Origin of the sequence: Vibrio sp. B183, assembly GCF_000740665.1 — a bacterium.
GTDB lineage: Bacteria > Pseudomonadota > Gammaproteobacteria > Enterobacterales > Vibrionaceae > Vibrio > Vibrio coralliilyticus.
The window spans coordinates 1-23028 of sequence record NZ_JPQB01000039.1; the positions used below are offsets into that span (position 1 = coordinate 1).

16 protein-coding genes and 1 pseudogene are annotated in these 23028 nt (G+C 47.5%); 8 read left to right on the forward strand and 9 right to left on the reverse strand.

The window, feature by feature from the left end; genetic code table 11:
- The 5 genes and pseudogenes from IX95_RS26170 to galE form a co-directional block, all read right to left on the reverse strand.
- A pseudogene (locus IX95_RS26170) lies at positions 1–95 on the reverse strand (IS200/IS605 family transposase); the annotation flags it as partial.
- A 168-nt stretch (positions 96–263) separates the two neighbouring features.
- Positions 264–1322: a galactose-1-epimerase gene (gene galM, locus IX95_RS24810; protein ID WP_038164868.1), complete on the reverse strand. Its 1059-nt coding sequence runs from the start codon at positions 1320–1322 to the stop codon at positions 264–266.
- Positions 1323–1331: 9 nt separating this feature from the next.
- Positions 1332–2492, reverse strand: a complete 1161-nt coding sequence (gene galK, locus IX95_RS24815) for a galactokinase (protein WP_038164872.1) — start codon at positions 2490–2492, stop codon at positions 1332–1334.
- 111 nt (positions 2493–2603) lie between these two features.
- A complete protein-coding gene (locus IX95_RS24820; RefSeq protein WP_038164875.1) occupies positions 2604–3656 on the reverse strand; it encodes a UDP-glucose--hexose-1-phosphate uridylyltransferase in 1053 nt (350 codons plus the stop codon).
- Positions 3657–3717: 61 nt separating this feature from the next.
- The gene (galE, locus tag IX95_RS24825; RefSeq protein ID WP_038164878.1) at positions 3718–4737 is read right to left on the reverse strand and encodes a UDP-glucose 4-epimerase GalE; all 1020 of its coding nucleotides are present in this window, start codon (positions 4735–4737) and stop codon (positions 3718–3720) included.
- Between the two features lie 340 nt (positions 4738–5077).
- On the opposite strand from galE, the gene ebgR reads away from it, so the two are divergent.
- The 4 genes from ebgR (at position 5078) to IX95_RS24845 (ending at position 11501) form a co-directional block, all read left to right on the forward strand.
- Positions 5078–6064: a transcriptional regulator EbgR gene (ebgR, locus tag IX95_RS24830; RefSeq protein WP_038164881.1), complete on the forward strand. Its 987-nt coding sequence runs from the start codon at positions 5078–5080 to the stop codon at positions 6062–6064.
- A 363-nt stretch (positions 6065–6427) separates the two neighbouring features.
- Positions 6428–9517: a beta-galactosidase subunit alpha gene (gene ebgA / locus IX95_RS24835; RefSeq protein ID WP_038164885.1), complete on the forward strand. Its 3090-nt coding sequence runs from the start codon at positions 6428–6430 to the stop codon at positions 9515–9517.
- Between the two features lie 2 nt (positions 9518–9519).
- Complete coding sequence (locus tag IX95_RS24840; protein WP_038164888.1) at positions 9520–9972, forward strand: beta-galactosidase subunit beta; 453 nt, start codon at positions 9520–9522, stop codon at positions 9970–9972.
- A gap of 101 nt (positions 9973–10073) precedes the next feature.
- On the forward strand, positions 10074–11501 hold the full coding sequence (locus IX95_RS24845; protein ID WP_019274111.1) for an amino acid permease: 1428 nt from the start codon (positions 10074–10076) through the stop codon (positions 11499–11501).
- A gap of 68 nt (positions 11502–11569) precedes the next feature.
- Here the strand turns inward: IX95_RS24845 and IX95_RS24850 are convergent, their stop codons facing one another.
- On the reverse strand, positions 11570–12181 hold the full coding sequence (locus tag IX95_RS24850; RefSeq protein ID WP_038164891.1) for a TetR/AcrR family transcriptional regulator: 612 nt from the start codon (positions 12179–12181) through the stop codon (positions 11570–11572).
- A 149-nt stretch (positions 12182–12330) separates the two neighbouring features.
- Between IX95_RS24850 and IX95_RS24855 the strand changes: the two genes are divergently transcribed.
- From IX95_RS24855 to ygjK, 3 genes are all read left to right on the forward strand, one after another.
- Positions 12331–13347: an MBL fold metallo-hydrolase gene (locus tag IX95_RS24855; protein WP_038164895.1), complete on the forward strand. Its 1017-nt coding sequence runs from the start codon at positions 12331–12333 to the stop codon at positions 13345–13347.
- A gap of 11 nt (positions 13348–13358) precedes the next feature.
- Positions 13359–13697, forward strand: a complete 339-nt coding sequence (locus IX95_RS24860; RefSeq protein WP_038164898.1) for a DUF5329 family protein — start codon at positions 13359–13361, stop codon at positions 13695–13697.
- A gap of 340 nt (positions 13698–14037) precedes the next feature.
- Positions 14038–16413 (forward strand): alpha-glucosidase, encoded by a 2376-nt coding sequence (gene ygjK, locus IX95_RS24865; RefSeq protein ID WP_038164901.1) that lies wholly within the window; start codon positions 14038–14040, stop codon positions 16411–16413.
- 51 nt (positions 16414–16464) lie between these two features.
- Here ygjK and IX95_RS24870 read toward each other — a convergent pair whose 3' ends face one another.
- From IX95_RS24870 to IX95_RS24880, 3 genes are all read right to left on the reverse strand, one after another.
- Positions 16465–18708 (reverse strand): hypothetical protein, encoded by a 2244-nt coding sequence (locus IX95_RS24870; RefSeq protein WP_038164904.1) that lies wholly within the window; start codon positions 18706–18708, stop codon positions 16465–16467.
- 75 nt (positions 18709–18783) lie between these two features.
- Positions 18784–20214, reverse strand: coding sequence for a melibiose:sodium transporter MelB (gene melB, locus IX95_RS24875; RefSeq protein WP_038164907.1), 1431 nt, complete (start codon positions 20212–20214; stop codon positions 18784–18786).
- A 58-nt stretch (positions 20215–20272) separates the two neighbouring features.
- Positions 20273–21625 carry an alpha-glucosidase/alpha-galactosidase gene (locus IX95_RS24880; RefSeq protein WP_038164910.1) on the reverse strand — a complete coding sequence of 451 codons (1353 nt, stop codon included), beginning with the start codon at positions 21623–21625 and terminating at the stop codon, positions 20273–20275.
- 332 nt (positions 21626–21957) lie between these two features.
- On the opposite strand from IX95_RS24880, the gene melR reads away from it, so the two are divergent.
- Positions 21958–22968, forward strand: coding sequence for a transcriptional regulator MelR (melR, locus tag IX95_RS24885; protein WP_038164913.1), 1011 nt, complete (start codon positions 21958–21960; stop codon positions 22966–22968).
- The last annotated feature ends 60 nt before the right edge of the window (positions 22969–23028 follow it).

Here is a 23028-nt window from a genome sequence, read left to right on the forward strand (position 1 = left end):
TTTCCTTTCAGAATCTTTAGTCGATATTTAGGTGTCCAAACAATATGATATTGGCACCGATGATAAACGTGTGAAGCGGATTCATATCTGCTCATGTTCGTTATTTCCTTCATTTGTTGGTTGCAAACGAGGACATCTTGAACATGAGCGTTCTTCGGGCAAAGCCCAAAAGAACGATCACCACCTTCTAAAGAAGGTGGTTTAGGGCTAGAAAACAAATAAGGCGCTGTCTCAGCGCCTTATTGATAGTTAGCCTTCCATGTTTAGCACTCAAAAGCGTAAACCGTCGAATAACAATATTCTTGGTTCGGTTTGAGAATGCAGCTCGGTTGAGGCCACTCTGAGTGATTGGGTGAGTCAGGCAAAAATTGAGTTTCTAGCGCCACCCCAGCGTAGTCAGAATACGTGCTACCACTGCGGCTAGGTGTGCCTTCTAACCAGTTTCCCGTATAAAGTTGAAGCGCGGGTTTATCAGTGGTCACTCTCATCTTCACTTTGCCATCCTGACTGGATAAACGGGCGATTGGCTGACGTTTATTGCGTTTAGGATCGAAGTAGAAGCTGTGATCATACCCCTTAGCGATTTGCTGCTGCCCATCAAGCAAAAAGTCCTGACGAATGACTTTCTGCCATCTAAAGTCAAACCCACTACCATCGACTAAAGACAATGAACCATGTGGAATGCCAACTTCAGATGTCGGCAAGTAATAATCTGCGTCGATTTGCAGAAGATGCTCACGTCCGTCAACACCGGATTCAGCACCATGAAGGTTAAAGTAGGCATGATTGGTTAAGTTGACCGGCGTTGCCTTATCGGTCGTTGCCAGATAACGAATTTCGACCTGATTGTCTTCGCTCAGCGAATAGCAAACTGACGCATCTAAGTTACCAGGAAAACCCTGATCGCCATCCTTAGATTGATAGCTGAACACCACCTTGCTTTGACTTTGCTCGACAATTTTCCAGCGTACTTTATCCATTCCGACTGTACCGCCATGTAAGCAGTTACCAGCCTGATTGGTTGTGACCCGATGTGTCTTCCCTTCCAACTCAAAACAACCTTTGGCAATGCGGTTTGCGTAGCGCCCTACTGTTACCCCCAAGTAACTTTGTTGAGCTTGAAAGTCAGACATGGCCCCTACACCAAGTAAGACCTCGCGTTGCTCGCCGCACGCCAAAGGTAGCTGACAACTGAGCCAGGTGGCTCCGATGTCCATCAACACAATGCTGCCCCCTGCAGCATTGGTCAATTCCACAAGCTGAGCAGGCTGACCGTCAAAAGCAGGCTGCTCAGTCATTGTCACCAATAAGGATGATTTCATGGTTGGTCCTTATAAGACTTCGACTAAGCCAGCACCACTTTTAGCCTGACAAACATAGATAGATTCTTTGAGCCCTGTCGCCGCGTGGTACTGGCTCTCAACCGCTTCCGTCACTTTATCTACTAGTGCGGGCGGTACTAAAGCCACAATACAACCGCCGAAGCCACCACCTGTCATACGTACGCCACCTTGCTCACCAATCACGGACTTAACAATCTCAACTAAGGTGTCGACCTCAAACACAGTAATCTCAAAATCATCGCGCATCGAAGCATGAGACTGAGCCATCAACTCTCCCATACGTTTAAGGTCATTGGCTCTTAATGCATCAGCGGCTTCAAGCGTACGGTCATTTTCAGTAATGACATGGCGAGCGCGTTTGGCAACAACGTCATCAAGCATGTCAGATTGCTCATTAAACTGCTCAATGGTGACATCACGTAACGCTTTAACACTGAAACGCTGTGCAGCGATCTCACACTGCTCACGTCGGGTATTGTATTCACTCCCCACTAAACCGCGCTGTTTATTACTGTTAATGATCATCACGGCCACGTCTTCTGGCATAGAAACGGGCTGTGTTTCCAGAGAACGGCAATCCAGCAGCATGGCGTGGTTTTCCATTGCCTCAGCCGAAATCATCTGATCCATAATCCCGCAGTTGCAGCCGACGAATTCGTTTTCTGCCTGTTGGCCATTGAGTGCAACTTCTGCCTGAGTCATTTCAAGGTTGTAGAGTACCTTGAACGTCTGACCAATCACGACTTCAAGTGCAGCCGAGGAACTCAGCCCAGCCCCCTGAGGGACGTTACCGCTCACGGCAAGATCAGCACCTTGGATGTCATAACCACGCTGCAGTAAAAACTTCACCACACCCCGGATGTAATTCGCCCACATCTTGTCCTGTTGGAAAGTGATCTCTTCAGCGAGGTCAAACTCATCCACCTGATCATCATAATCAACCGCAATGACACGGACTCGACTGTCATCTCGTTTTGCAGCCGCCACTACCGTCTGATAGTTAATGGCACATGGTAGGACAAAACCATCATTGTAATCGGTGTGCTCTCCAATCAGGTTGACTCGCCCCGGCGCCTGAATAATGTGGCTGGGTTGGTAATTCAGCACCTGTGTAAACGATGCTTTTACTGCTTGAGTGAGTTCTGACATATTAGATTCCTAGCCTTAAGTTGTTAGTTTTCAGTGATCAATAGTTACCACCGAAAATTTGATTCGTCACATCTCTATTGGATAAAGGTTAGCGCTCAAAATAGAGCGGAATTATCCTTCTTTGTAGTGCCCATCACTGACGTCACGCAGGCGCTGTGCCGCCTGTTCCGCAGTCAAATCACGCTGGCTCTCCGCCAGCATCTCGTACCCGACCATAAACTTACGCACTGAGGCACTGCGCAGTAGCGGCGGGTAGAACAACGCATGCAATTGCCAATGTTCGATATCCATTCCCTGTTCAAAGAAAGGCGCGTAATGCCAACCCATGGAATATGGGAAAGAGCACTGGAACAGGTTGTCATAACGGCTCGTGAGCTTTTTGATTGCTACGGCAAGATCGTCACGCTGCGCTTCGCTCAGCTCATTCATGCGGCGGATATGAGTTTTCGGTAATAACATGGTCTCAAACGGCCAAGCCGCCCAGTACGGCACCAATGCCACCCAATGCTCGGTTTCAACCACAATACGTGAGCCATCTTTGAGCTCAGCGTCCACATAATCGACCAGAAGATTGGAGCCATGTTCGTCGTAATACGCTTTTAAGTGATGCTCTTTACGTTCAATTTCGTTGGGTAAAAAGCTATTGGCCCAGATTTGTCCGTGCGGGTGAGGCTGTGAACAGCCCATGGTTTCGCCTTTGTTCTCAAACGCTTGCACCCATACGTACTCTTGACCCAGTTCTTCAATTTGCTCATTCCAGGTATCAATAACATCGCGGATCTTTTCCACTGGCAGCTCTGGCAATGTTTTGCTGTGGTCTGGAGAAAAACAGATCACTCGACTTAATCCGCGAGCACCCTGAGTTTTAAACAATGGGCTGTTAGATTGCGGTGCCTCAGGCGAGTCCGTCATCAAAGCGGCAAAATCATTGGTAAACACATACGTCCCCTGATAATCCGGATTTACATCACCAGAGATTCTCTCGTTTGTCGGACACAGAAAACATTTCTCGTCATAGCTCGGAAGCTCATCAACCGCTGGATTTTCATCGGCTCCACTCCAAGGGCGTTTCGCTCTGTGTGGTGAGACTAATATCCACTGACCTGTCAGTGGGTTGTAGCGGCGATGTGGGTGATCCACAGGGTTAAACTCAATCTTCGACATCTCAATTACTCAACTTAAAAAATTCAATCTTTTTCTGCATTTCAATCAGGATCAGTCCCACCTAAACATCGGGATATCCGGACGGGTTGTCCGATTGCCAGCGCCAAGTATCTGCGCTCATCTCCGCCACACTGCGCGTCGCTTTCCAGCCCAGTTCCTGTTCGGCCTTTTCAGTACTTGCCCAACACTCCGCAATGTCACCCGGTCGACGCGGACACAACTCGTAAGGCACTGGCTTTCCACAAGCGGAGCCAAACGCATCCACCATCTCAAGTACGCTGGAACCTCGGCCCGTACCCAGGTTATAGATGTGTAGCCCGGCTTGTTCACCGACTGACTTTAAGGCCGCAATGTGGCCATCGGCTAAATCCATAACATGAATATAATCACGTACTCCGGTGCCATCTGGGGTTGGATAATCATCACCAAACACCGATAACTTTTCTCGGCGCCCAACGGCCACTTGAGCAATGAATGGCATCAAATTGTTTGGAATGCCTTGCGGGTCTTCACCCATAGTGCCGGACGGATGAGCCCCGACCGGGTTGAAGTAACGCAATAAGGTAATACTCCAGCTATCATCGGCTGCGAAAAGGTCACTTAAGCATTGCTCCACCATGTATTTGCTGCGGCCATAAGGGTTGGTCGTGGCACCAGTTGGCGAGTCTTCCGTAATCGGAACTACCTCAGGGTCGCCATAAACGGTCGCGGACGAACTGAAGACGATGCTCTTTACACCAGCTTTGCGCATCGCACGCGCCAGCACCAAAGAGCCATTCACGTTGTTATCGTAGTACTCAAGTGGTTTTTGCACTGACTCCCCCACCGCTTTCAGACCAGCGAAGTGAATGACCGCGCCAATCTGATGCTGCTCAAAAACGCTATCCAGAAAAGCTTCGTCACGAATGTCGCCCAGATGAAAACACGGTCGCTGGCCTGTAAGCGCTTCGATTCGATCTAACACCGCCTGTTTCGCATTACATAAGTTATCGATGATGATCGGTTCCATGCCCGCTTCAATCATCTGCACGCAGGTATGACTGCCGATGTAACCCATTCCACCTGTGACTAGTACTTTCACTCTTGCCTCTCTGTCTAAACACTTAGTGTGTGATCTTCGGTTCGCTGAAAAGTCTAGCAATCAACAAGGATCACTTTCCGTGATCAAATTCGCATTGTGTAAACGTTTCCACAAATTATCATTTAAACTTATATATAACCAATCAAGTAAAAGTGGATAGGTAAATACGACATTGTTGAGTTTAATCAGTAGGATACCTGTTCACAGTGACATTCTGTTGCCCTACACATTCCTGGTCAGAAATTTTTACTAAAAATTATTACAAGCGTATGAGGATTGTTTACAATGGCGGAAACAGTGACTTGCCCAAAGGAGTTGGGCTCGCCAACGGAAAAAACACATGGCTACATTAAAAGATATTGCAACAGAAGCGGGCGTTTCATTAGCGACCGTCTCCAGAGTTCTCAATGACGATCCGACATTGAGCGTCAAAGAAGAAACCAAACACCGGATTCTGGAAATTGCCGAAAAGCTGGAATACAAAACCAGCAGCTCAAAAAAGTCGATTCTGGTCAGAAAACAGCAGCACCACTTTCTGGCGGTATACAATTACAAGCAGGAAGCGGAAGTTAACGACCCTTACTACCTTTCGATTCGCCATGGTATAGAAACCCAATGTGACAAGCTGGGCATTGAATTGACCAATTGTTACGACAGCGAAGTATCAGTAGAGAGCAATAAGATCACAGGTGTTCTCCTAGTCGGCCGTAGTAGCGCCGAAGTGCTAAAGGACGTTGAAAAATTCACCGACAATATTTGCTATGTGGATTTCGGTGATAGCGAGTCACCCTTCGATTCCGTCGATATTGACCTAGTGCGCATCAGCAAAGAGATTACCGATTTCTTTATCGACCAAGGCTATCAGCGTATCGGCTTTATCGGCGGTCAAGATACCACTGACACGCCAGACATCCGTGAGGTGGCCTTTGCCGAGTACGGTCAACTGAAAGGCGTGGTCTCTTTGGGCGATATCTATCGTGGTGATTTCACCAGCTCTTCTGGTTACGATTTAGCGAAACAAATGCTGGCAAAGAATGACCACCCGAGCGCTCTATTTATTGCCTCTGACTCGATTGCCATCGGCGTATTGCGTGCGATTCATGAGCAAGGCCTAAGCATTCCTCAGGATATTGCTCTAATCAGTGTGAATGACATTCCGACGGCTAAATTTACCTTCCCGTCTTTGTCTACCGTGCGGATTCATTCTGAGATGATGGGGATTCAGGGCGTTAACCTGCTGGTAGAAAAAGCTCGCGATGGTCGAGCGTTACCGCTTCAGGTCTATGTTCCAAGTAAACTCAAGCTTCGCGACACGACAAAACCTTAATAGTCGCTCCCCTTCCCCGTCATCTAAGGCGCTGATTTTCAGCGCTTTTTTATTATCAAAAACAAGCACACACCTACATTACGCTGCTGTTTTACTGATTTTTACTTTCCAGATAATCACTCCTTTACCCAGATCACAGCTTTCAGATAGATCGCTCAATAATTCGTGATCAAGTTAAAGTAAAACGTTTTCACACATTTGTTTTAGTAAAATTTTTACTAATATATTTTCCAGATAGTCAAAAAAGACTTTTACTCACTATTACGTCGGCATAGCCCAATTCACTTTGAATCAGTGTGAGCGTATTCACCACCAGACTTTTTTAAAGTGCAAACAAGCTGCCTTGGCCGAGGGAGAACGAACGTGAACAACTGGGAAAACTTCCTACATTTGCATGAGAACCGTATGGCACCACGTGCCTACTTCTTCTCATACGACTCAGTAAAAACCGCTCAAACATTCCAGCGTGAACTAAGCCGCCACTTTATGCTGCTAAGTGGTCAATGGAACTTTAACTTCTTTACTAACTCCATGCTGGTACCCGAAGAGTTCTACTCACAAAAGATGGAACAGTGGGGCCAGATTACGGTTCCTAATATGTGGCAAATGGAAGGCCACGGCGACCTTCAGTACACAGACGAAGGCTTCCCATTCCCAATCGATGTGCCCTATGTTCCAAGTGACAACCCAACTGGCGCTTACCAACGTACATTCACACTCGGTGAGAACTGGAAAAACAAGCAAACCATCATCAAATTTGATGGCGTAGAAACTTACTTTGAAGTGTATGTAAACGGCACATACGTAGGCTTTAGTAAAGGCAGCCGTTTAACCGCTGAATTCGATATCTCTAACTATGTTAAACAAGGTGAAAACCTGCTTTCAGTACGAGTTATGCAGTGGGCAGATTCCACCTATATTGAAGACCAAGACATGTGGTGGACAGCAGGTATCTTTCGTGACGTCTATTTGCTAGGAAAAGAACAAGTTCACGTCCAAGACATAACGGTTCGCACTGATTTCGACGACGATTACGTCGCGGCGACACTTTCTTGCCAAGTCGAAATAGAAAACCTATCAGCCCTGCAAGCCTCGGGCTATGCCCTTGATTATGCATTGATGGATAAAAGCCAGCTTGTTGCGCAAGGTTCATGCAGTAACCTGACCATCGACAACAAAACGCAGGCGAGTTTTACGCTTGAGATCGACGCTCCCATTCATTGGACAGCCGAAAATCCATACCTTTACCAACTGGTTTTAACCTTAAAAGACCAGCTAGGTAAAACCCTCGAAGTCATTCCTCAACGTGTTGGTTTCCGTGACATCAAAGTGCGCGATGGGCTGTTCTACATCAACAACCAATATGCGATGCTGCATGGTGTTAACCGCCACGATAACGATCACCTAAAAGGTCGTGCTGTCGGAATGGATCGCGTAGAGAAAGATTTGGTGTTGATGAAGCAGCACAACATCAACTCAGTCCGTACCGCGCACTACCCGAACGATCCACGCTTCTACGAGCTGTGTGACATTTACGGTTTGTTTGTGATGGCTGAAACCGATGTTGAGACTCATGGTTTTGCCAATGTCGGGGATTTAAGCCGCATCACTAACGATGCTGCGTGGGAAGCCGTCTTCGTAGACCGTGCAGAGCGCCACGTCCACGCTCAGAAAAACCATCCTTCTATCATCATGTGGTCGCTGGGTAATGAGTCAGGCTACGGCTGCAACATTCGCGCGATGTACCAAGCCACCAAAGCCATCGATGACACTCGCCTAGTCCATTACGAAGAAGACCGTGATGCGGAAGTGGTCGATGTCATTTCCACCATGTACTCCCGTGCGCAGCTGATGAATTACTTTGGTGAGTTCCCACACGAGAAACCGCGCATCATCTGTGAATACGCACATGCAATGGGCAATGGTCCAGGCGGTTTAACCGAATACCAGAATGTGTTCTACCAACACGACCACATTCAAGGTCACTATGTTTGGGAATGGTGTGACCATGGCATTCTCGCTCGTGATGAAGCCGGGACGGAGTTCTACAAGTACGGTGGCGACTACGGCGATTATCCGAACAACTACAACTTCTGTATGGACGGCCTTGTGTACCCAGACCAAACACCTGGTCCGGGCCTGAAAGAGTACAAGCAAGTCATTGCACCAGTGAAAATCCGTGCGGTTGATGAGCGAGCTAGCAAGTTCAAGGTTGAAAACAAATTGTGGTTCAGCGATCTCAATGACTACACCATCACCGCAGATATCCGTGCTGAAGGTGAAACGCTGCGCAGCGTTCATTTCAAGGTAGATGATCTTGCCGCTAATTCTGAGCGCGAAATCGACATTGCGATTCCGCAGTTGGACGAGCGTGAAGCCTTCATCAACTTCACAGTACGCAAAGATTCTCGCACGCTTTACAGCGAAGCCAATCATGAGATTGCCGTTTACCAATACCCGCTCAAACAGAGCACTGCTGTTGAAGAAATTTTTACCAATCACAACGCGACACCACTTCACGTAGAAGAGAACCGACTTAGCTATCTGATTTCAGGCCACAACTTCGCTCTCAACTTCTCGAAAGTGAACGGTAAGCTGACCTCTTGGCTGGTTAATGGTGAAGAACTGGTCAAGTCTGAGCCCAAGCTCAACTTCTTTAAGCCAATGATCGATAACCATAAACAAGAGCATGACGGTCTATGGGAACCTGCGCACTTGCAAATCATGCAAGAGCACTTCCGCACATTAAATGTTGAGCAAGTGAACGGCAAAATAGAAATCACGACCACCAGCATTATTGCGCCGCCCGTGTTTGATTTTGGTATGCGCTGCGAGTACCGCTACCAAATCAATGCCGAAGGTCAGTTGAATCTCGAGCTAAGCGGCGAGCGTTACGGTGATTACCCGCATGTGATACCTGTCATCGGCTTGGACCTTGGCATCAACGGTCACTTCGACCAAGTGAAATACTACGGTCGCGGCCCTGAAGAGAACTACCAAGACAGCAAACAAGCCAACCTGATCGATGTTTACCAAAGCACAGTCGCTGACATGTTCGAAAACTACCCGTTCCCACAAAACAATGGCAACCGCCAACATGTTCGCTGGGCAGCACTAACCAACCGTGACGGCATGGGATTACTGGTAAAACCGCAACAAGAGATCAACTTCAGCGCTTGGTTCTACACCAACCAAAACTTGCATCAGGCACAACACACAACGGAGCTAGAAAAGAGCGGTTACATCACCCTCAACCTCGACCATAAATTGATGGGACTTGGTTCTAACTCTTGGGGCAGTGAAGTGTTCGACTCATACCGAGTGTATATGGATACCTTCCGCTATGGCCTCACCCTGATGCCATTGCAGGCCGGAGATTGCAGTGCACAAGACCTAGCCGCCCATAACTTTGGTCACGACTTCTTTACTCCCACTCAGCGAAACGAGGCATAACCATGATCGTGTTAGAAAACTTAGCGCAATTCAAAGTCGTTTACCGCGATGGTCGTAAATGGAACCGCTGTATTGAAGCGATTGAAAACATCGCCAACATCAAAGATGGCGTGATGCATTCAATTGGCGACTCTCTGGTTTACATGATTGAAGATGGAGTGGCTCGTCACACTGACACCTTTGAAGGTAACCGTCGCTACTTCGACATTCATTACTACCTGGAAGGAAAAGAGACGGTTGAATTTGCTAAAAAATCTCAGCTTGAGCTTGTCGACAACTATCGCGACGAGACCGACCGAGAATACTTTTCCGGCCAAGGTAATACCCGCGAGCTGGTAGAAGGCCAAGTCGCCATCTTCGATAACCACAACGCTTACCGCTTTCACGGCGATCACGCCGTAAGGAAAGTGGTACTTAAAGTCACCGTTGAGGACGGCTACTTCCTCAACAAATAACCCTGAATAATAATCGGGCCAGACACTGAATCTGGCCCACAGCAACTATCACGCTCACGAGCAATTGGGCGTATAATTGACGTGATTCATTGGAGGACATTATGTCTGAATCTCTACGCGGCACAATTGGAAAATTTGCCTTGCTGTCGATGACCTTTGCGGCGGTATTTAACGTCCGTAACATCGTAAACAACAACATTGAACTGGGGTTAAGTTCTGCCCCCGTATTCTTGCTGGCGACCATCATTTACTTTATCCCTTTCGTGTTCATCATCGCGGAATTTGTCTCGGCGAACAAAAACTCTGAGTCGGGGATGTACGACTGGCTCAAGCAACCTTTGGGCACCAAAAATGCCTATTTGGGTTCGTTCCTATACTGGTTCGTCAACCTGTTCTGGTTCGTCTCCTTACTGCCCAACGTGATTGCCTACGCATCGTATGCGATGCTCGGCTATGAATACACCTTCTCACCTATGGTGACATCGCTGATTTCTATCGTCCTGTTTGCAGCGGCGACACATATCTCAACCAAAGGCGCGAGCTGGCTGGGCAAGATTTCAGAAATCGTCGCTTACGGGGTATTTGCCTTGTTTGGTATTTACGTGCTGGGTGCATTAATGGCGCTTGGCGGCGGCGATTACACACCTGCAGAGCCAATAACGCTGGAAGCCATGACCCCGACCATCAACTGGGCAACCATAGGTATCATGTGTTGGATCTTCCAGGCGGCGGGCGGTGCAGAAACAGCAGCGGCGTATCTGAAAGATGTCAAGGGCGGTCAAAAAGCCTTTATCAGAGTTATCATCATCGCTGGCGTGCTGATTGGTGCCATGTACGCCGTCGGCTCTCTATTGGTTAACGTGTTTGTTCCTCGTGAAGACCTCACGTATGCGGGCGGCATGGTCGAAATCTTTACCGGTATGGCGAACTACTTCAACATCTCCGAAACCATGGTTGGCCGCTTCGTGGGCATCGTACTGTTCATTGCCATGTTTGGTTCAATGATGATGTGGACAGCGGCACCAGTAAAAATTCACTTCTCTGAAATTCCGCAGGGCGTATACGGTGAGAAAACAACCGAGCTGAATGAACATGGTGTTCCTGTTCGTGCCGCTTGGTGGCAGTTTGCTTTCGTTGTCGTGATGCTAGTGGTGAACGGTTTTGGCTCTGAGTCCGTTCAGGACATGATGAATCAAGCCATCAACCTGACAGCGGGCACCGCCATGTTACCGCCTATCTTTATCATGGTGGCTTACTTCATCTTCCGCTGGAAACACGACGATACACCGCGTGATTTCCGCATGGGTTCCCGCAAGTTTGGTATGGGTGTGGTTTCCATTCTGATTGCCATCTTTGTGATCAGTATGACGGCTTCCGCCTTCCCGACAGGCGTTGATTTGGTTCGCGCTTTCTTCATCAACGTATTTATGACAGCGGTATTCTCAGGTATTGCTTGGTGGTGGATTTCTCGCTTTGAAAAAAAGCAAGCGAGCAAAGAGGTCAAGTTAGAAACCGCTAAACAGCCTTAATACTTAGGCTTAAACGTGACTCATAAAAAAGCCCTTACCTAAAATGGTAAGGGCTTTTCTAATTTTATTTAAACGCGATACTGACTCATAAACAGTCTTGCGGTTTGCTCAGCCAGCACCCTCGCCTCTTGCTTACTCAGAGACGCTTTCATACCAAGAACCTGAGGCCAGAACGCACTGCCTTTAACCAAACTATGCAGTTGAGTACTCGCGACGACGATATCGTCCATCGCAAGGGTTTGTTTCTCCGCCTGCTCATTCAGCCAACGAAACAACGCAGTCTCTTGCTTCGACATCTTCTCTTCTTGTTCTTTAAGCTCATCAGGCTTATAGAAAAAATACCCCAGAGCGACTTTCGCCAAATCAACATAGTGAGGGTCAGTCACCACGTTGATTTCACTTTCAAGCAGAGCAACGAGCTGCTGCTCTAAATCCAGTTCAACAAGACCTGCAACTTCATGATCTGCCATCGAAGTTCGCCACAGCTCTGACAGTAATTCCATAACAATCGCTTCTTTCGATTCGAAATGATTGTAAACCGTTCTCTTAGAGACCTCTGCCATAGCAGACAGCTTATCCATGCTGGTATTTTGCACACCAAATTCCTGAAAAGCCTGTTTTGCCGCAACCAATATCGCTTCACGTTTAATTTCGCTACGACCTTTTTTTCTCACTTTCATAGAGTTAACGATCCCACTTCATTCCGCTGAGATCTATTTTACACCAAGCAGTTTACTTTAAAAGCAAAACATGTAAACTACACCGTATAGTTTACTTTAGGATAAACCATATGAAACGCGTATTGTTAGCCACTGTAGGAGCGATAATTATGACTACCTCAATCATTTCTTGTACCAGTTCTGACAAGGCTTCTGGTAAGCAATATCCTGAGAAATTTGCTAATACAGAGCTAGAATACAAAAGCGGTTTTGGTGACATTCTTAAGATCACTAAGGCTTATTTCACCACTGAGCGCCTTAACCCAACGCCAACCTTTGAGCTGCCAGTCCACGCGATCAGCACTGATCAGTTAGCCAATGAACAGCAAGACGTGTTGTATCGTTTGGGCCATTCCAGTATTGCGATGAAGATCGATCAGCAGTTAATCCTAACCGATCCTGTGTTTAGTGAGCGCGCATCCCCCGTGCAGTGGGCAGGACCAAAGCGTTTTCACCAACCGCCGATTTCATTACAAGAGCTACCAAACATTGATGCCGTTTTGATCAGCCATGACCATTACGATCACTTGGATAAAGCATCGATCAAAACGCTGGCAGACAAAGTCGACGTATTTCTTGTCCCACTTAAAATTGGTCAAACATTGAGAGAGTGGAATGTCCCAGAAGAGAAGATCATTGAGCTTAACTGGTGGGAATCACATGTTCACAATGGCGTCGAATATGTACTGACACCAACACAACACTTCTCTGGTCGCGGCTTAACCGATCGCGACGGCACCCTATGGGGCAGTTGGGTCATCAATGGACAGCAACATAAAGTGTTCTTTAGTGGTGATTCTGGCTACTTCTCTGGATTTAAAGAGATTGGCGATAAATATGGCCCGTTTGATTTCACCATGATAGAGACAGGGGCATACAATACCCTGTGGGCAGACATCCATATGTTCCCTGAACAAAGCGTTCAAGCACACATAGACTTAAAAGGTAAGGTCATGATGCCAGTTCACAACGGCACCTTTGATCTCGCCATGCACGATTGGAATGAGCCAATGCAGAAAGCGATGGAGATCAGTGAAGAACGTGGTGTAACCATGGTGAGCCCTGAGTTTGGTCAACGGGTCGAGCTTTCCCAGCCTCTGCCAATCAAACCTTGGTGGAATTTGTAAAAGAGGCGACAATGAAGCTTAAATACCTTCTCTTACTCGTAAGCATATTGGCTCTTCCCGCAACGGCGAATGTCGAGCAAGATGTCGACGTTTTGATAGAGCAAATCGCGCAATCACCTTGCACTTTTATCCGTAACGGCGAGTCATATAATCAGCAGCAGGCTGCGGAACATATTCGTAAAAAATGGCACTACGCTAAAGATGATGTTGCGGATATTCAGGTGTTTATTAGCGAGGTGGCGTCTAAAAGTTGGTTTAGCGGCAAGCCATATATGGTCAAATGCGGAGAAACGCAAATCACCAGCGAAGCCTGGCTCAATCAATTATGGCAGCAAGCCGAGCAGCCCTAACAATCTCTATAAAGCATCGCGAGGTGCTTTTTTATTTTGGCTTCATTGGTGTTCAGAGCGCTAGGCATCACAATGACGACCCGTTACCTTTCTTGAAGCATCCCCCATATAAGCACTCGCACATGCTTGCCCATTCTTTATCTTGCAGATGAATCAATCAATTGCACCTAGATCGATAATGCTCTCTCTGCCCATCATTAACAGGTTCCATGTAATCACCCATCAAGTAAAATTTTACTAAATTAAGATCACACATTAACTAAAGTTCAGTTAAACCTTGTATTCATGGCGGATAAAATCTTGTCAAACAACGTTCAGACCTTTGACCAAGGAAAATGACATGACCCTTAGTAAAACTTTTATCGCCCTTGCTGTAAGTTCCGCTGTGGCCATTTCTGGCTGCGCTTCAGTCACCAGTGAGCCAACACCACAGGCACTGGAATTCAAGAACGTCATTGATCGCACTGGTTCTCCAGAATATATGCGCGACTATGATTTTGATGACCACCAGCGTTTTAACCCTTTCTTCGATTTGGGCGCGTGGCATGGCCACCTGTTACCAGACAATAAAGACGGTATGGGTGGATTTCCGGGGACCGCATTGCTGACTGAAGAATACATCAACTTTATGGCCAACAACTTTGACCGTTTAACCGTGTACAAAAATGGCCAGAAAGTGAATTTTGAGATGGAAGCGTACAGCCTGCCCGGCGCCTTGGTTCAAAAGCTGCATTCTGACGATGTACAAATCGAGATGACGCTGCGCTTTGCTAGCAACCGCACTTCGCTGCTTGAAACTAAGATCACTTCAGAGCAGCCACTTGATCTGGTGTGGGATGGTGAACTGCTGGAAAAATACCACGCTAAAGAAGGCAAGCCTCAATCCGATAAAACCATCGATCAGGCTTATCCGGATTATGAACGCCAGATTGTCGCTACCGATGACGGCCTCAAAGTGACGTTTGGTAAAGTCCGTGAAACATGGACATTGCTGACTTCAGGCGAATCTGAATATCAGATCCACAAATCCATCCCGATGAAGACCGAAATCGAGGGCCACCAGTTTGTTTCCAAAGCGCACATTTCTGGCTCTACAACCCTCTACACCACATACACTCATGTGCTGACAGCAAAAGAAAACCAAGCTGAACAGAGCAAAATACAAGACATACTCACCCACCCAGACAAGTATCAAAAAGCGTCCGTTCAGCGCTGGGAACACTACCTTGAGAAAGGGCTGACCAACCCGAATGCCACTCCAGAACAAGAGCGAGTGGCAGTCAAAGCGATGGAGACGTTGAATGGAAACTGGCGTGGTGTAGCTGGTGCGATGAAATTTGATTCTGTTACTCCATCGGTAACCGCTCGTTGGTTCTCTGGTAATCAGACTTGGCCGTGGGATACATGGAAGCAAGCCTACGCAATGGCACATTTCAACCCAGAAGTAGCGAAAGACAATATTCGCGCCATGTTCGCCTACCAGATTCAGGCCGATGATCCTGTTCGCCCGTGGGATGAAGGTTATGTACCTGACTTACTGGCTTACAATTTAAGCCCTGAGCGTGGCGGCGATGGTGGTAACTGGAATGAGCGTAACACTAAGCCGAGCTTAGCCGCATGGGCAGTAATGGAAGTGTACAAAACAACCGGTGATAAAGTGTGGTTAGAAGAGATGTACCCTAAATTGGTCACTTACCACAACTGGTGGTTACGTAATCGCGACAACAATGGTAATGGTGTACCTGAGTATGGCGCGGCTCGTGACAAAGCCCATAACACCCCTGACGGTCAGATGCTGTTTACCGTCACTCGTGGCGACAAAGAACAAACCTTTAGCGGGCTCGATCAATATCAAGCAATCATTGCCAATGGCCAATACGACCATATTGAAATCCCGGCCCAAACCGCGGCGTCATGGGAGTCTGGCCGCGATGATGCGGCAGTATTTGGCTTTATCGACAAAGAGCAACTGGACAAGTATGTCGAGAAGGGTGGAAAACGCAGTGACTGGGATGTGCAATTCGCTCAGAACCGAGCACAAGATGGCACCCTACTAGGTTACTCATTACTGCAAGAGTCGGTCGATCAAGCCAGCTATATGTACAGCGATAATCAGTTCCTTGCTGAAATGGCGGACATCATAGGCAAGCAAGAAGAAGGAAAAGTTTTCCGCGAGAAAGCCGAACACTTGGCTGATTACATCAATACCTGCATGTTCGATGAAGAAAGTGGCTATTTCTACGACATTCGCATCGAAGATAAGCCACTTGCCAATGGTTGTGCAGGCAAACCGATCGTTGAACGTGGCAAAGGACCAGAGGGCTGGTCACCACTGTTTAATGGCGCAGCAAGTCCAGCACACGCCGATGCGGTGGTGAAAGTGATGAAAGATACCGAAGAGTTCAACACTTACGTGCCTCTGGGTACCGCTGCGCTGTCTAACCCTGCCTTTGGGGCTGATATCTACTGGCGTGGGCGTGTGTGGGTCGACCAATTCTACTTTGGCCTTAAAGGAATGGAGAAATACGGTTACCGTGATGATGCAGTCGAGATGGCCACGGCTTTCTTCGACAATGCCGACGGCTTGATTCAAGACGGTCCAATCAGAGAGAACTACAATCCTCTTACCGGCGCTCAACAAGGTGCTCCGAACTTCTCTTGGAGTGCAGCTCACCTGTATATGCTTTACAACGATTTCTTTACCTCGGAAAAATAACAAACAACAAAGGGCGCTTAATCGCGCCCTTTCAATTAAATTTTATGTAAGTTAGAGGCTTTTCGACACCGTATGTGACTCTTTCCCTAGCACATTAACCAATACGTAGCTCACCTTCTGACCATTAACCACTTTGTGTTTCGCTTCAACGGTCTTTCCATTGACCACCAGCTTTGGATAGTCTCCATAGAACCACGCTTCCCACGTGAGCGGCTTATTGTTGTTATTGGTTAATGTCGAATGGTCAGTACCCTCATGGCGCAGCGCGACTTCATGCTCACCCATTGGTAAGTAGTCAACCGCGAGCCAGTCAATATCCGCTGTCAGATGCGATGCCGTGATCAGATGACTGTCTGCTGCGTTTGGTTTCACCCCCATCAGCCCTTCAATGGTATTGGCGATAAAGGTAAACGAGATCTCCGGATAATCGCCATTGGTGCCTTGTGTCGGACGCTCATGAGGTAAGTCTTTCATATCCATGATGTACTGCATCCACTTCCAAGCTTCCTCATTGCGGTTGTATGGAAAATAGGTCTCTGGGATGTAGCTGTACGCCTCGATATTGTTCGGAGCATCTGGCGTCGAGCCAATGCCATCGCCGAGACTTTGTGAAATAAAGTCTAGATATCGGTCATTGCGCTCACCCGGCTCAGTGATCAACTTCATCGGCATAAACCAGCTGTTTTCTTTGCCAAAGTCGTTCAGCCTCAAGCCATCCTTCTGCACTATGTTGACGTAGTTATCCAAAGGCTTTTCTGGATCAGCAATACTCCATTCCTGATTAAAGTAGTCTTTCAACTGCTGGGCTTTTTGCTGCCATTGGCGAGATTCACTGTACTCTTCTCTGGCGTTAAGCATGGCCGCATAAGCCACCGTTGCTTGATATTGAGAGCCAATCCCGTCACCCGCTTCAATCGGGAATTCGCCCCGTTCGTTATAGGTTGCCGAGCCTTCAAAGATACCACCATAACCTTCAGCGATACCGTTTGGGTCCTGATCGTCATGCAATGCGATGTAGTCGGTCATCACTTTGGTGTAAAAACGCCACAGATCTTTGTCTTCAATGTAGCGCTTATCACCCGTCCATTGGTATTGCTCCCAAGCCTTCTCAAGAAATTCAAACTGCGCCGGGACCTCACGCACAAACCAGTCGTCGTCTTCGTAATCAATCAAATGTGGGCTGCCATCAAAGTTGATCGCCCATAGGGTGTACCACTTTCTCGACTCAGTAGAGTGCTTAGCGAAGGTTTTGAACATAGAGAAATTTTCACGATCTAAGCCCGCTAACTTGGCGCCAGCCGACTGGTGAAGAAAGTCCCGAGAGTAGAAAGCCGTACGATCAAAATAACCAGCCCAATAGGAAGGTAAGTAATCCGCACTGCCCGTGCCATCATTGTTATTTTCATCACGATTGATCAAGTCGTGCTGCCCCGTCATCACAAACTGACGTGTCTTCTCTATCGCCCAGTCAAACGAGTCCTGCAATTTATCATTGGAAGACGAAACGGTGACTTGCTTCGCTTTAACCCGAGCACGTACTTTCCAGTTCTCAACCCGCCCTTTTTCATCCTTAAGTTTGATATGAACTGGCTGACTGAAATCGAGGACTTCCCCCTGCTCGACAGACGCTCGAGAGCCTTTAGACACACGCAGTTTAGCAATCGTTACTTCAGAGACGTCACTCGCATACGGCAATTCAAACTCGATGGTTCTACGTTCTTTATCGATGATGCTCTCACCGGATTGTCCTGCAACTTTGAACCCTATGATTTGATTAAAGTGCGGCGAATTGGATTTAGTGCTTTTTACCAGTTCAACCTGATCGATACTGACGCTGCCCGCATCTGACCCAGTGAAGCGCAGCTTTATCTGCTCACCCTTCTCCAGCGGGATCTGTTTAACCTTATTGTGCTTGTAGTCGCGACTCTTTTTGAGTTTTTTACTCAAGAAAGCTTCATCGCCAAGGTTAGTCAATTCAACGCGGGCATCTTTGCCTGGACTGATCGCTTGAACCGACAGCTGATAAAAGCCCGTTTCAGGTATAGTGACTATCTGGCTGATGCTGTGTCCGGCACCAATGGCAATTCTGCCGCGATATTGGCCTTCAAACGCTTTATCGTCTTTGATGTTGGCAAACCAGTAATGCCAACCTAGGCCACTGTCTTCAAACCCTGGGTTAGCCAGAACGTTGTGGTTTTCTCCAGCTGCAAGTGCTGTCTCAGGTAAAGTGTTAGCAGACACCGCTCCACTCAGCAGAGATCCTAGGATCATGCTGGCAATCAATGAGTGTTTCATCTTGTTTAGCTCCCTATTCCATGGGGATGTTCAGAAATTAGAAAAGCAGCCCTTTGGATAAAAGGGCTGAACAGATTACGCCTGAGCAGGCTGAGGTTTGTCGGAAGAAACGATGTCTTCATTATGCTCATCGTTGTCGACTAGCTCATATTTTTCCATCAACTGTTGCTGGATCTGTTGATGATACGCGCCATTAAGTTTGTAGTAGCGGAAGTACATAAACAGCGCGATAGCAAAGAACAAACTTGGAAAACCAATCATAATGCACTGCATGCCAAAGACGGTTTCCGGCGTTTGCTCTACATTAGGCACGTAGTGCACAGCGGTTAAGGCAATACCGATAAAGAAAGCCGCAAACGCTGAGCCCGCTTTTACCACCAGAGTCTGTACTGAGTAGGCAATGCTTTCGCAACGCACACCAAGCTTCACTTCACCGTAATCAACAGTATCGGCCACCATAATCACGTTAAGTACCCAGAACAGTGCCGTACCAATTTGCAGGAACACACCTGCGGTAGAGATAAGCAGCACGCTTTGGGTATCGTTCATGCCGATGTAGATCAACACTGCACTACCGATAATCGGGAAGCCAGACGCGCAGGCCCAAAGAACTCGGCGAGAGAACCACTGAGCCAGTTTAGGGAATAGAACCAACGTGATGAGGTTAGCGATGCTGGCGTACGCCATGTAGTAAGGGAACAGGCTCTCATCCCCTACAACATAAGTGAAGTAGTAGACGGCAAAGGCGGTAATAATGTTGGTCGCTAGGTTGTAAGACAGAGCCATACACAGCAGGCTGCTAAGCTGATCGTTCTTATAGATCAACGACAGCATTTTCTTCAGAGAGACCTTCTCTTCAGGCTGAGCTTTATTGAGCTTGGTAGTTGAGTAACGCTCTTTTACGTTGCGTAGAGTGACAAAAGTGGAAATCAGGAAACAAACGATCAGTAGCAGGGTGAACATCTGAAAACCAAACCCTTTGTTGTCTTCGCCACCAACATAGTTAATGAATGGCATCGCAATCGCAGCAGTTACCGTCCACGCTAAGCTAGCAAAGAACCTCGGGAAAGGGACCAGCTCTTCACGCTCTCGCTTATCGATCGTCAATGTCGGTACCAGAGACCAGAAGGGGATATCCATCAGGGTGTAGGTCATACCCCATAGAATGTAGGTAATGGCAGCGTAGACGATAAGCCATGGGCCTTCAATCAGGTGGGCACTGAACACCATATACAAGACGACAGAATTCGTTAGGGTGCCAATCAGAATCCAGGGTTTGAATTTCCCCCAACGGGTTCGGGTATTGTTTACCACCCAGCCCATGAGTGGGTCATTGACTGCATCCCAGATCCGCGCCACCAAAAAGATGGTGCCAACAATACCCGCTGAAATACCGACCACATCCGTGTAGTAAAACATCAGATACATGTAGACGATTGTGATGGCGAAATCCTTGCCGTAGGCACCAAACCCATAGCTGAGTTTGGTGCTCATCGAAATACTCATGTTTGCTCCTTAACGCTCCCATCACTGGGAGCGTATATGATTCACGTTATTATTGTTTTTATTGATAAACCCATTCAGGAAGCCATCCCTGATGTGCTTCGATTAAGTCATCCACCAGCGCATAGATTTCATCGATACCGAGAACAGCCGCGGTATGTGGATCCAACATCGCAGCGTGATAAATACGCTCACGATTTTCCGTTAAGATGGCTTCTGTAAGCAGCGTTTGAACGTTAACGTTAGTCTGCATCAATGCCGCTAAATGGCTCGGCAAGCGTCCTGCTTTGGTCGGCTGAATGCCATTGGCGTCAACAAGACAAGCCACTTCAACGCAGCAGCCCTGCGGTAGGTTATCAATTAAGCCTTCATTCTTGACGTTGCCGTAGATAACACTTGGCGTACCCGTCCAGATCGAGTTCATGATCGTACTGGCGTACTCCTGAGACTCTTTCACTGTGATTTGGTCAGCTTGTTTGTAGTTTTCTAAATCTTGCTTCCATGCAGCAATCTGTTCAACACAACGTTTTGGGTACTCATCAATTGGCACTTTATAGCGCTCAATCAGATCCGGTCGATTTGGCTTGATAAAGTAAGGCGTGTATTCAGCGAAATGCTCCGAAGACTCCGTGACAAAGTAGCCCAACTTCTTGAACATTTCATAGCGAACTAAATTGGTGCAGCGGCCATCGTGATGCAAGCCTGGTTTAGGGGCCTCGCCACGCTCAAACGCATCGAGCAAATCTGGATAGATATCAACGTAATTGCCTTGCTCGTCCTTCTTCTCCAAAGTTAGGTAGTAAGCCATGTGGTTGATGCCCGCACAGGTATAACGCAAGTCGGCGTAATCCAAATCCAGATCACGAGCTAACTCTTCCGCCGTCCCTTGTACTGAATGACACAAGCCAACCTGTTTGATCTCTGGGTACTTTTCGTACATGGCCCAAGTATTCATCGCCATTGGGTTCACGTAGTTCAGCATGGTGGCATCCGGGCAGACTTGCTTCATGTCTTCACACACACTCCACAGGTGCGGAATGGTGCGTAACGAACGCATAATACCGCCCGGGCCTAAGGTATCAGCAATGGTTTGCTCTAATCCGTGGCGCTTGCACACGTCGAAGTCGGTCACGGTGCAAGGCTCATAGCCCCCAATCTGAAATGCGATGACAACAAAGTCCGCGTCCTGCAACGCTTCTTTCTGATCAAGGTGACAAGAGATGGTACCTGTGGCGCCTGCAGAATTCATCAACTTACTGACGACAAGATGCGACTCTTCAAGACGAATCTCGTCAATATCCATTAGCGCTACATGCGCACTTTTTAACGCTGGCTTATGAAATACATCACCAAGAATGTTTTTAACAAAGATGGTCGAGCCGGCACCGATAAACGTAATTTTTGGACTGTTCATGCTCATGTGATCCTTTATTGATAGGTCTAGGTCATGCATCCACATTACTGACTTGATTATGATTAAGTCGTCTCGGTTCAACTCATCACTCTCTCATTTACTAAGATTTAATGCCTCATGTAACAGAAAAAGTGTTTTTAGGAGTCTTTAAGAGATATTCGGGATTGATTGAGCATTTAAATCGAAAAACCACCGTCAATAACGGCAAAATGTTAGCCGTGTTACGTTCTCAGCCACAAAATGGGCGACTTATTCAGCTTTTGAACTACCTCTCTTTTTACCAAACAAAGGTCTGTTACAACCCTGTAACTACCATTTCGTAAGGAGCCGACATGCCCTCGCCTAACGACCTACTCTCTGTGACTGCTCAAGAGCAGTACTCCTCAGAATGTGTCTCGGTCAGCCCATTGTCACTCTATTCCTCTTACGAAAAAATTGATGTGGAGATGCGTGCGCCCCACGCGATGCCCGGTTACCACTGGCATGGGCAAATCGAAGTTAATATTCCGTTTGGTGACAACGTAGAGTACATGATGAATGGCAGCCCAATTCACCTCAAAAATGGCAGTATTGGACTCTTTTGGGCTTCGGTGCCACACCGTCTCACTGACCCTGGCGCAAGCCACAACATGGGCATCATCAATATTCCAATTCATCATTTTATGTCTTGGCCGCTTAACCGTGATCTGGTGAGCCAACTTACCCATGGCGCTGTGCTGCAATCTAAGTCCTGTAATTTAATCAGCGAATTTGAAATTGCTCGCTGGGCAGAAGAGAGTCAACACCCGTCGGAAAGTCGCCAGCAGTTAGTCACCGATGAAATTGGATTGATGCTCAAACGCGTCTGTCTCGATGGTTGGCAGCAACTTTCAACAGGTCGCGCAGATAAGGCCGCGAAGAGCAATACTTCAAAGCACTCGCAGTTTTATGTCAGCCAGATGCTGGAGTACATTGCGACACACCACAATACCCCGCTTACAGCACAAAAGGTCGCTGACTATGCAGGCTTGCACGCCAATTACGCCATGACTATTTTTCAGCGCACCATGCAAATGACCATCAAGCAATACATCACTGCGATGCGAATCAATCATGCGCGTGCGCTGCTGAGTGATACGGAACGAACCATACTCGACATTTCCCTTACGGTAGGATTTAACTCCATCAGCCGATTTTACGATACCTTCCGTCGATGTATGGAGGTCACACCCACTCAGTATCGTAAGCTAAGTCGAGAAGATCATCGCTGGGGCTGGAAAGACGCCAACCCGCTTAATCAATTAGAGAAGGGTGCCTGTGATGGTAAGCGACCCTTAGTGGTCAGTCACAATATCGAAAAATAGACACGCTATCGGTATCTAATTCCACTCAGGGAGAGTTGCTCTACACTTAGATGAGGAACA

What these genes read in the sequence shown, in the direction of transcription:
- IX95_RS24850 (WP_038164891.1), bottom strand. Translation starts at nt 12,181, where the DNA reads ATGAAAGTGAGAAAAAAAGGTCGTAGCGAAATTAAACGTGAAGCGATA.
- IX95_RS24820 (WP_038164875.1), bottom strand. Translation starts at nt 3,656, where the DNA reads ATGTCGAAGATTGAGTTTAACCCTGTGGATCACCCACATCGCCGCTAC.
- galM (WP_038164868.1), bottom strand. Translation starts at nt 1,322, where the DNA reads ATGAAATCATCCTTATTGGTGACAATGACTGAGCAGCCTGCTTTTGAC.
- melB (WP_038164907.1), bottom strand. Translation starts at nt 20,214, where the DNA reads ATGAGTATTTCGATGAGCACCAAACTCAGCTATGGGTTTGGTGCCTAC.
- ebgR (WP_038164881.1), top strand. Translation starts at nt 5,078, where the DNA reads ATGGCTACATTAAAAGATATTGCAACAGAAGCGGGCGTTTCATTAGCG.
- IX95_RS24845 (WP_019274111.1), top strand. Translation starts at nt 10,074, where the DNA reads ATGTCTGAATCTCTACGCGGCACAATTGGAAAATTTGCCTTGCTGTCG.
- melR (WP_038164913.1), top strand. Translation starts at nt 21,958, where the DNA reads ATGCCCTCGCCTAACGACCTACTCTCTGTGACTGCTCAAGAGCAGTAC.
- ygjK (WP_038164901.1), top strand. Translation starts at nt 14,038, where the DNA reads ATGACCCTTAGTAAAACTTTTATCGCCCTTGCTGTAAGTTCCGCTGTG.
- IX95_RS24840 (WP_038164888.1), top strand. Translation starts at nt 9,520, where the DNA reads ATGATCGTGTTAGAAAACTTAGCGCAATTCAAAGTCGTTTACCGCGAT.
- IX95_RS24860 (WP_038164898.1), top strand. Translation starts at nt 13,359, where the DNA reads ATGAAGCTTAAATACCTTCTCTTACTCGTAAGCATATTGGCTCTTCCC.
- galK (WP_038164872.1), bottom strand. Translation starts at nt 2,492, where the DNA reads ATGTCAGAACTCACTCAAGCAGTAAAAGCATCGTTTACACAGGTGCTG.
- IX95_RS24880 (WP_038164910.1), bottom strand. Translation starts at nt 21,625, where the DNA reads ATGAACAGTCCAAAAATTACGTTTATCGGTGCCGGCTCGACCATCTTT.
- IX95_RS24855 (WP_038164895.1), top strand. Translation starts at nt 12,331, where the DNA reads ATGACTACCTCAATCATTTCTTGTACCAGTTCTGACAAGGCTTCTGGT.
- IX95_RS24870 (WP_038164904.1), bottom strand. Translation starts at nt 18,708, where the DNA reads ATGAAACACTCATTGATTGCCAGCATGATCCTAGGATCTCTGCTGAGT.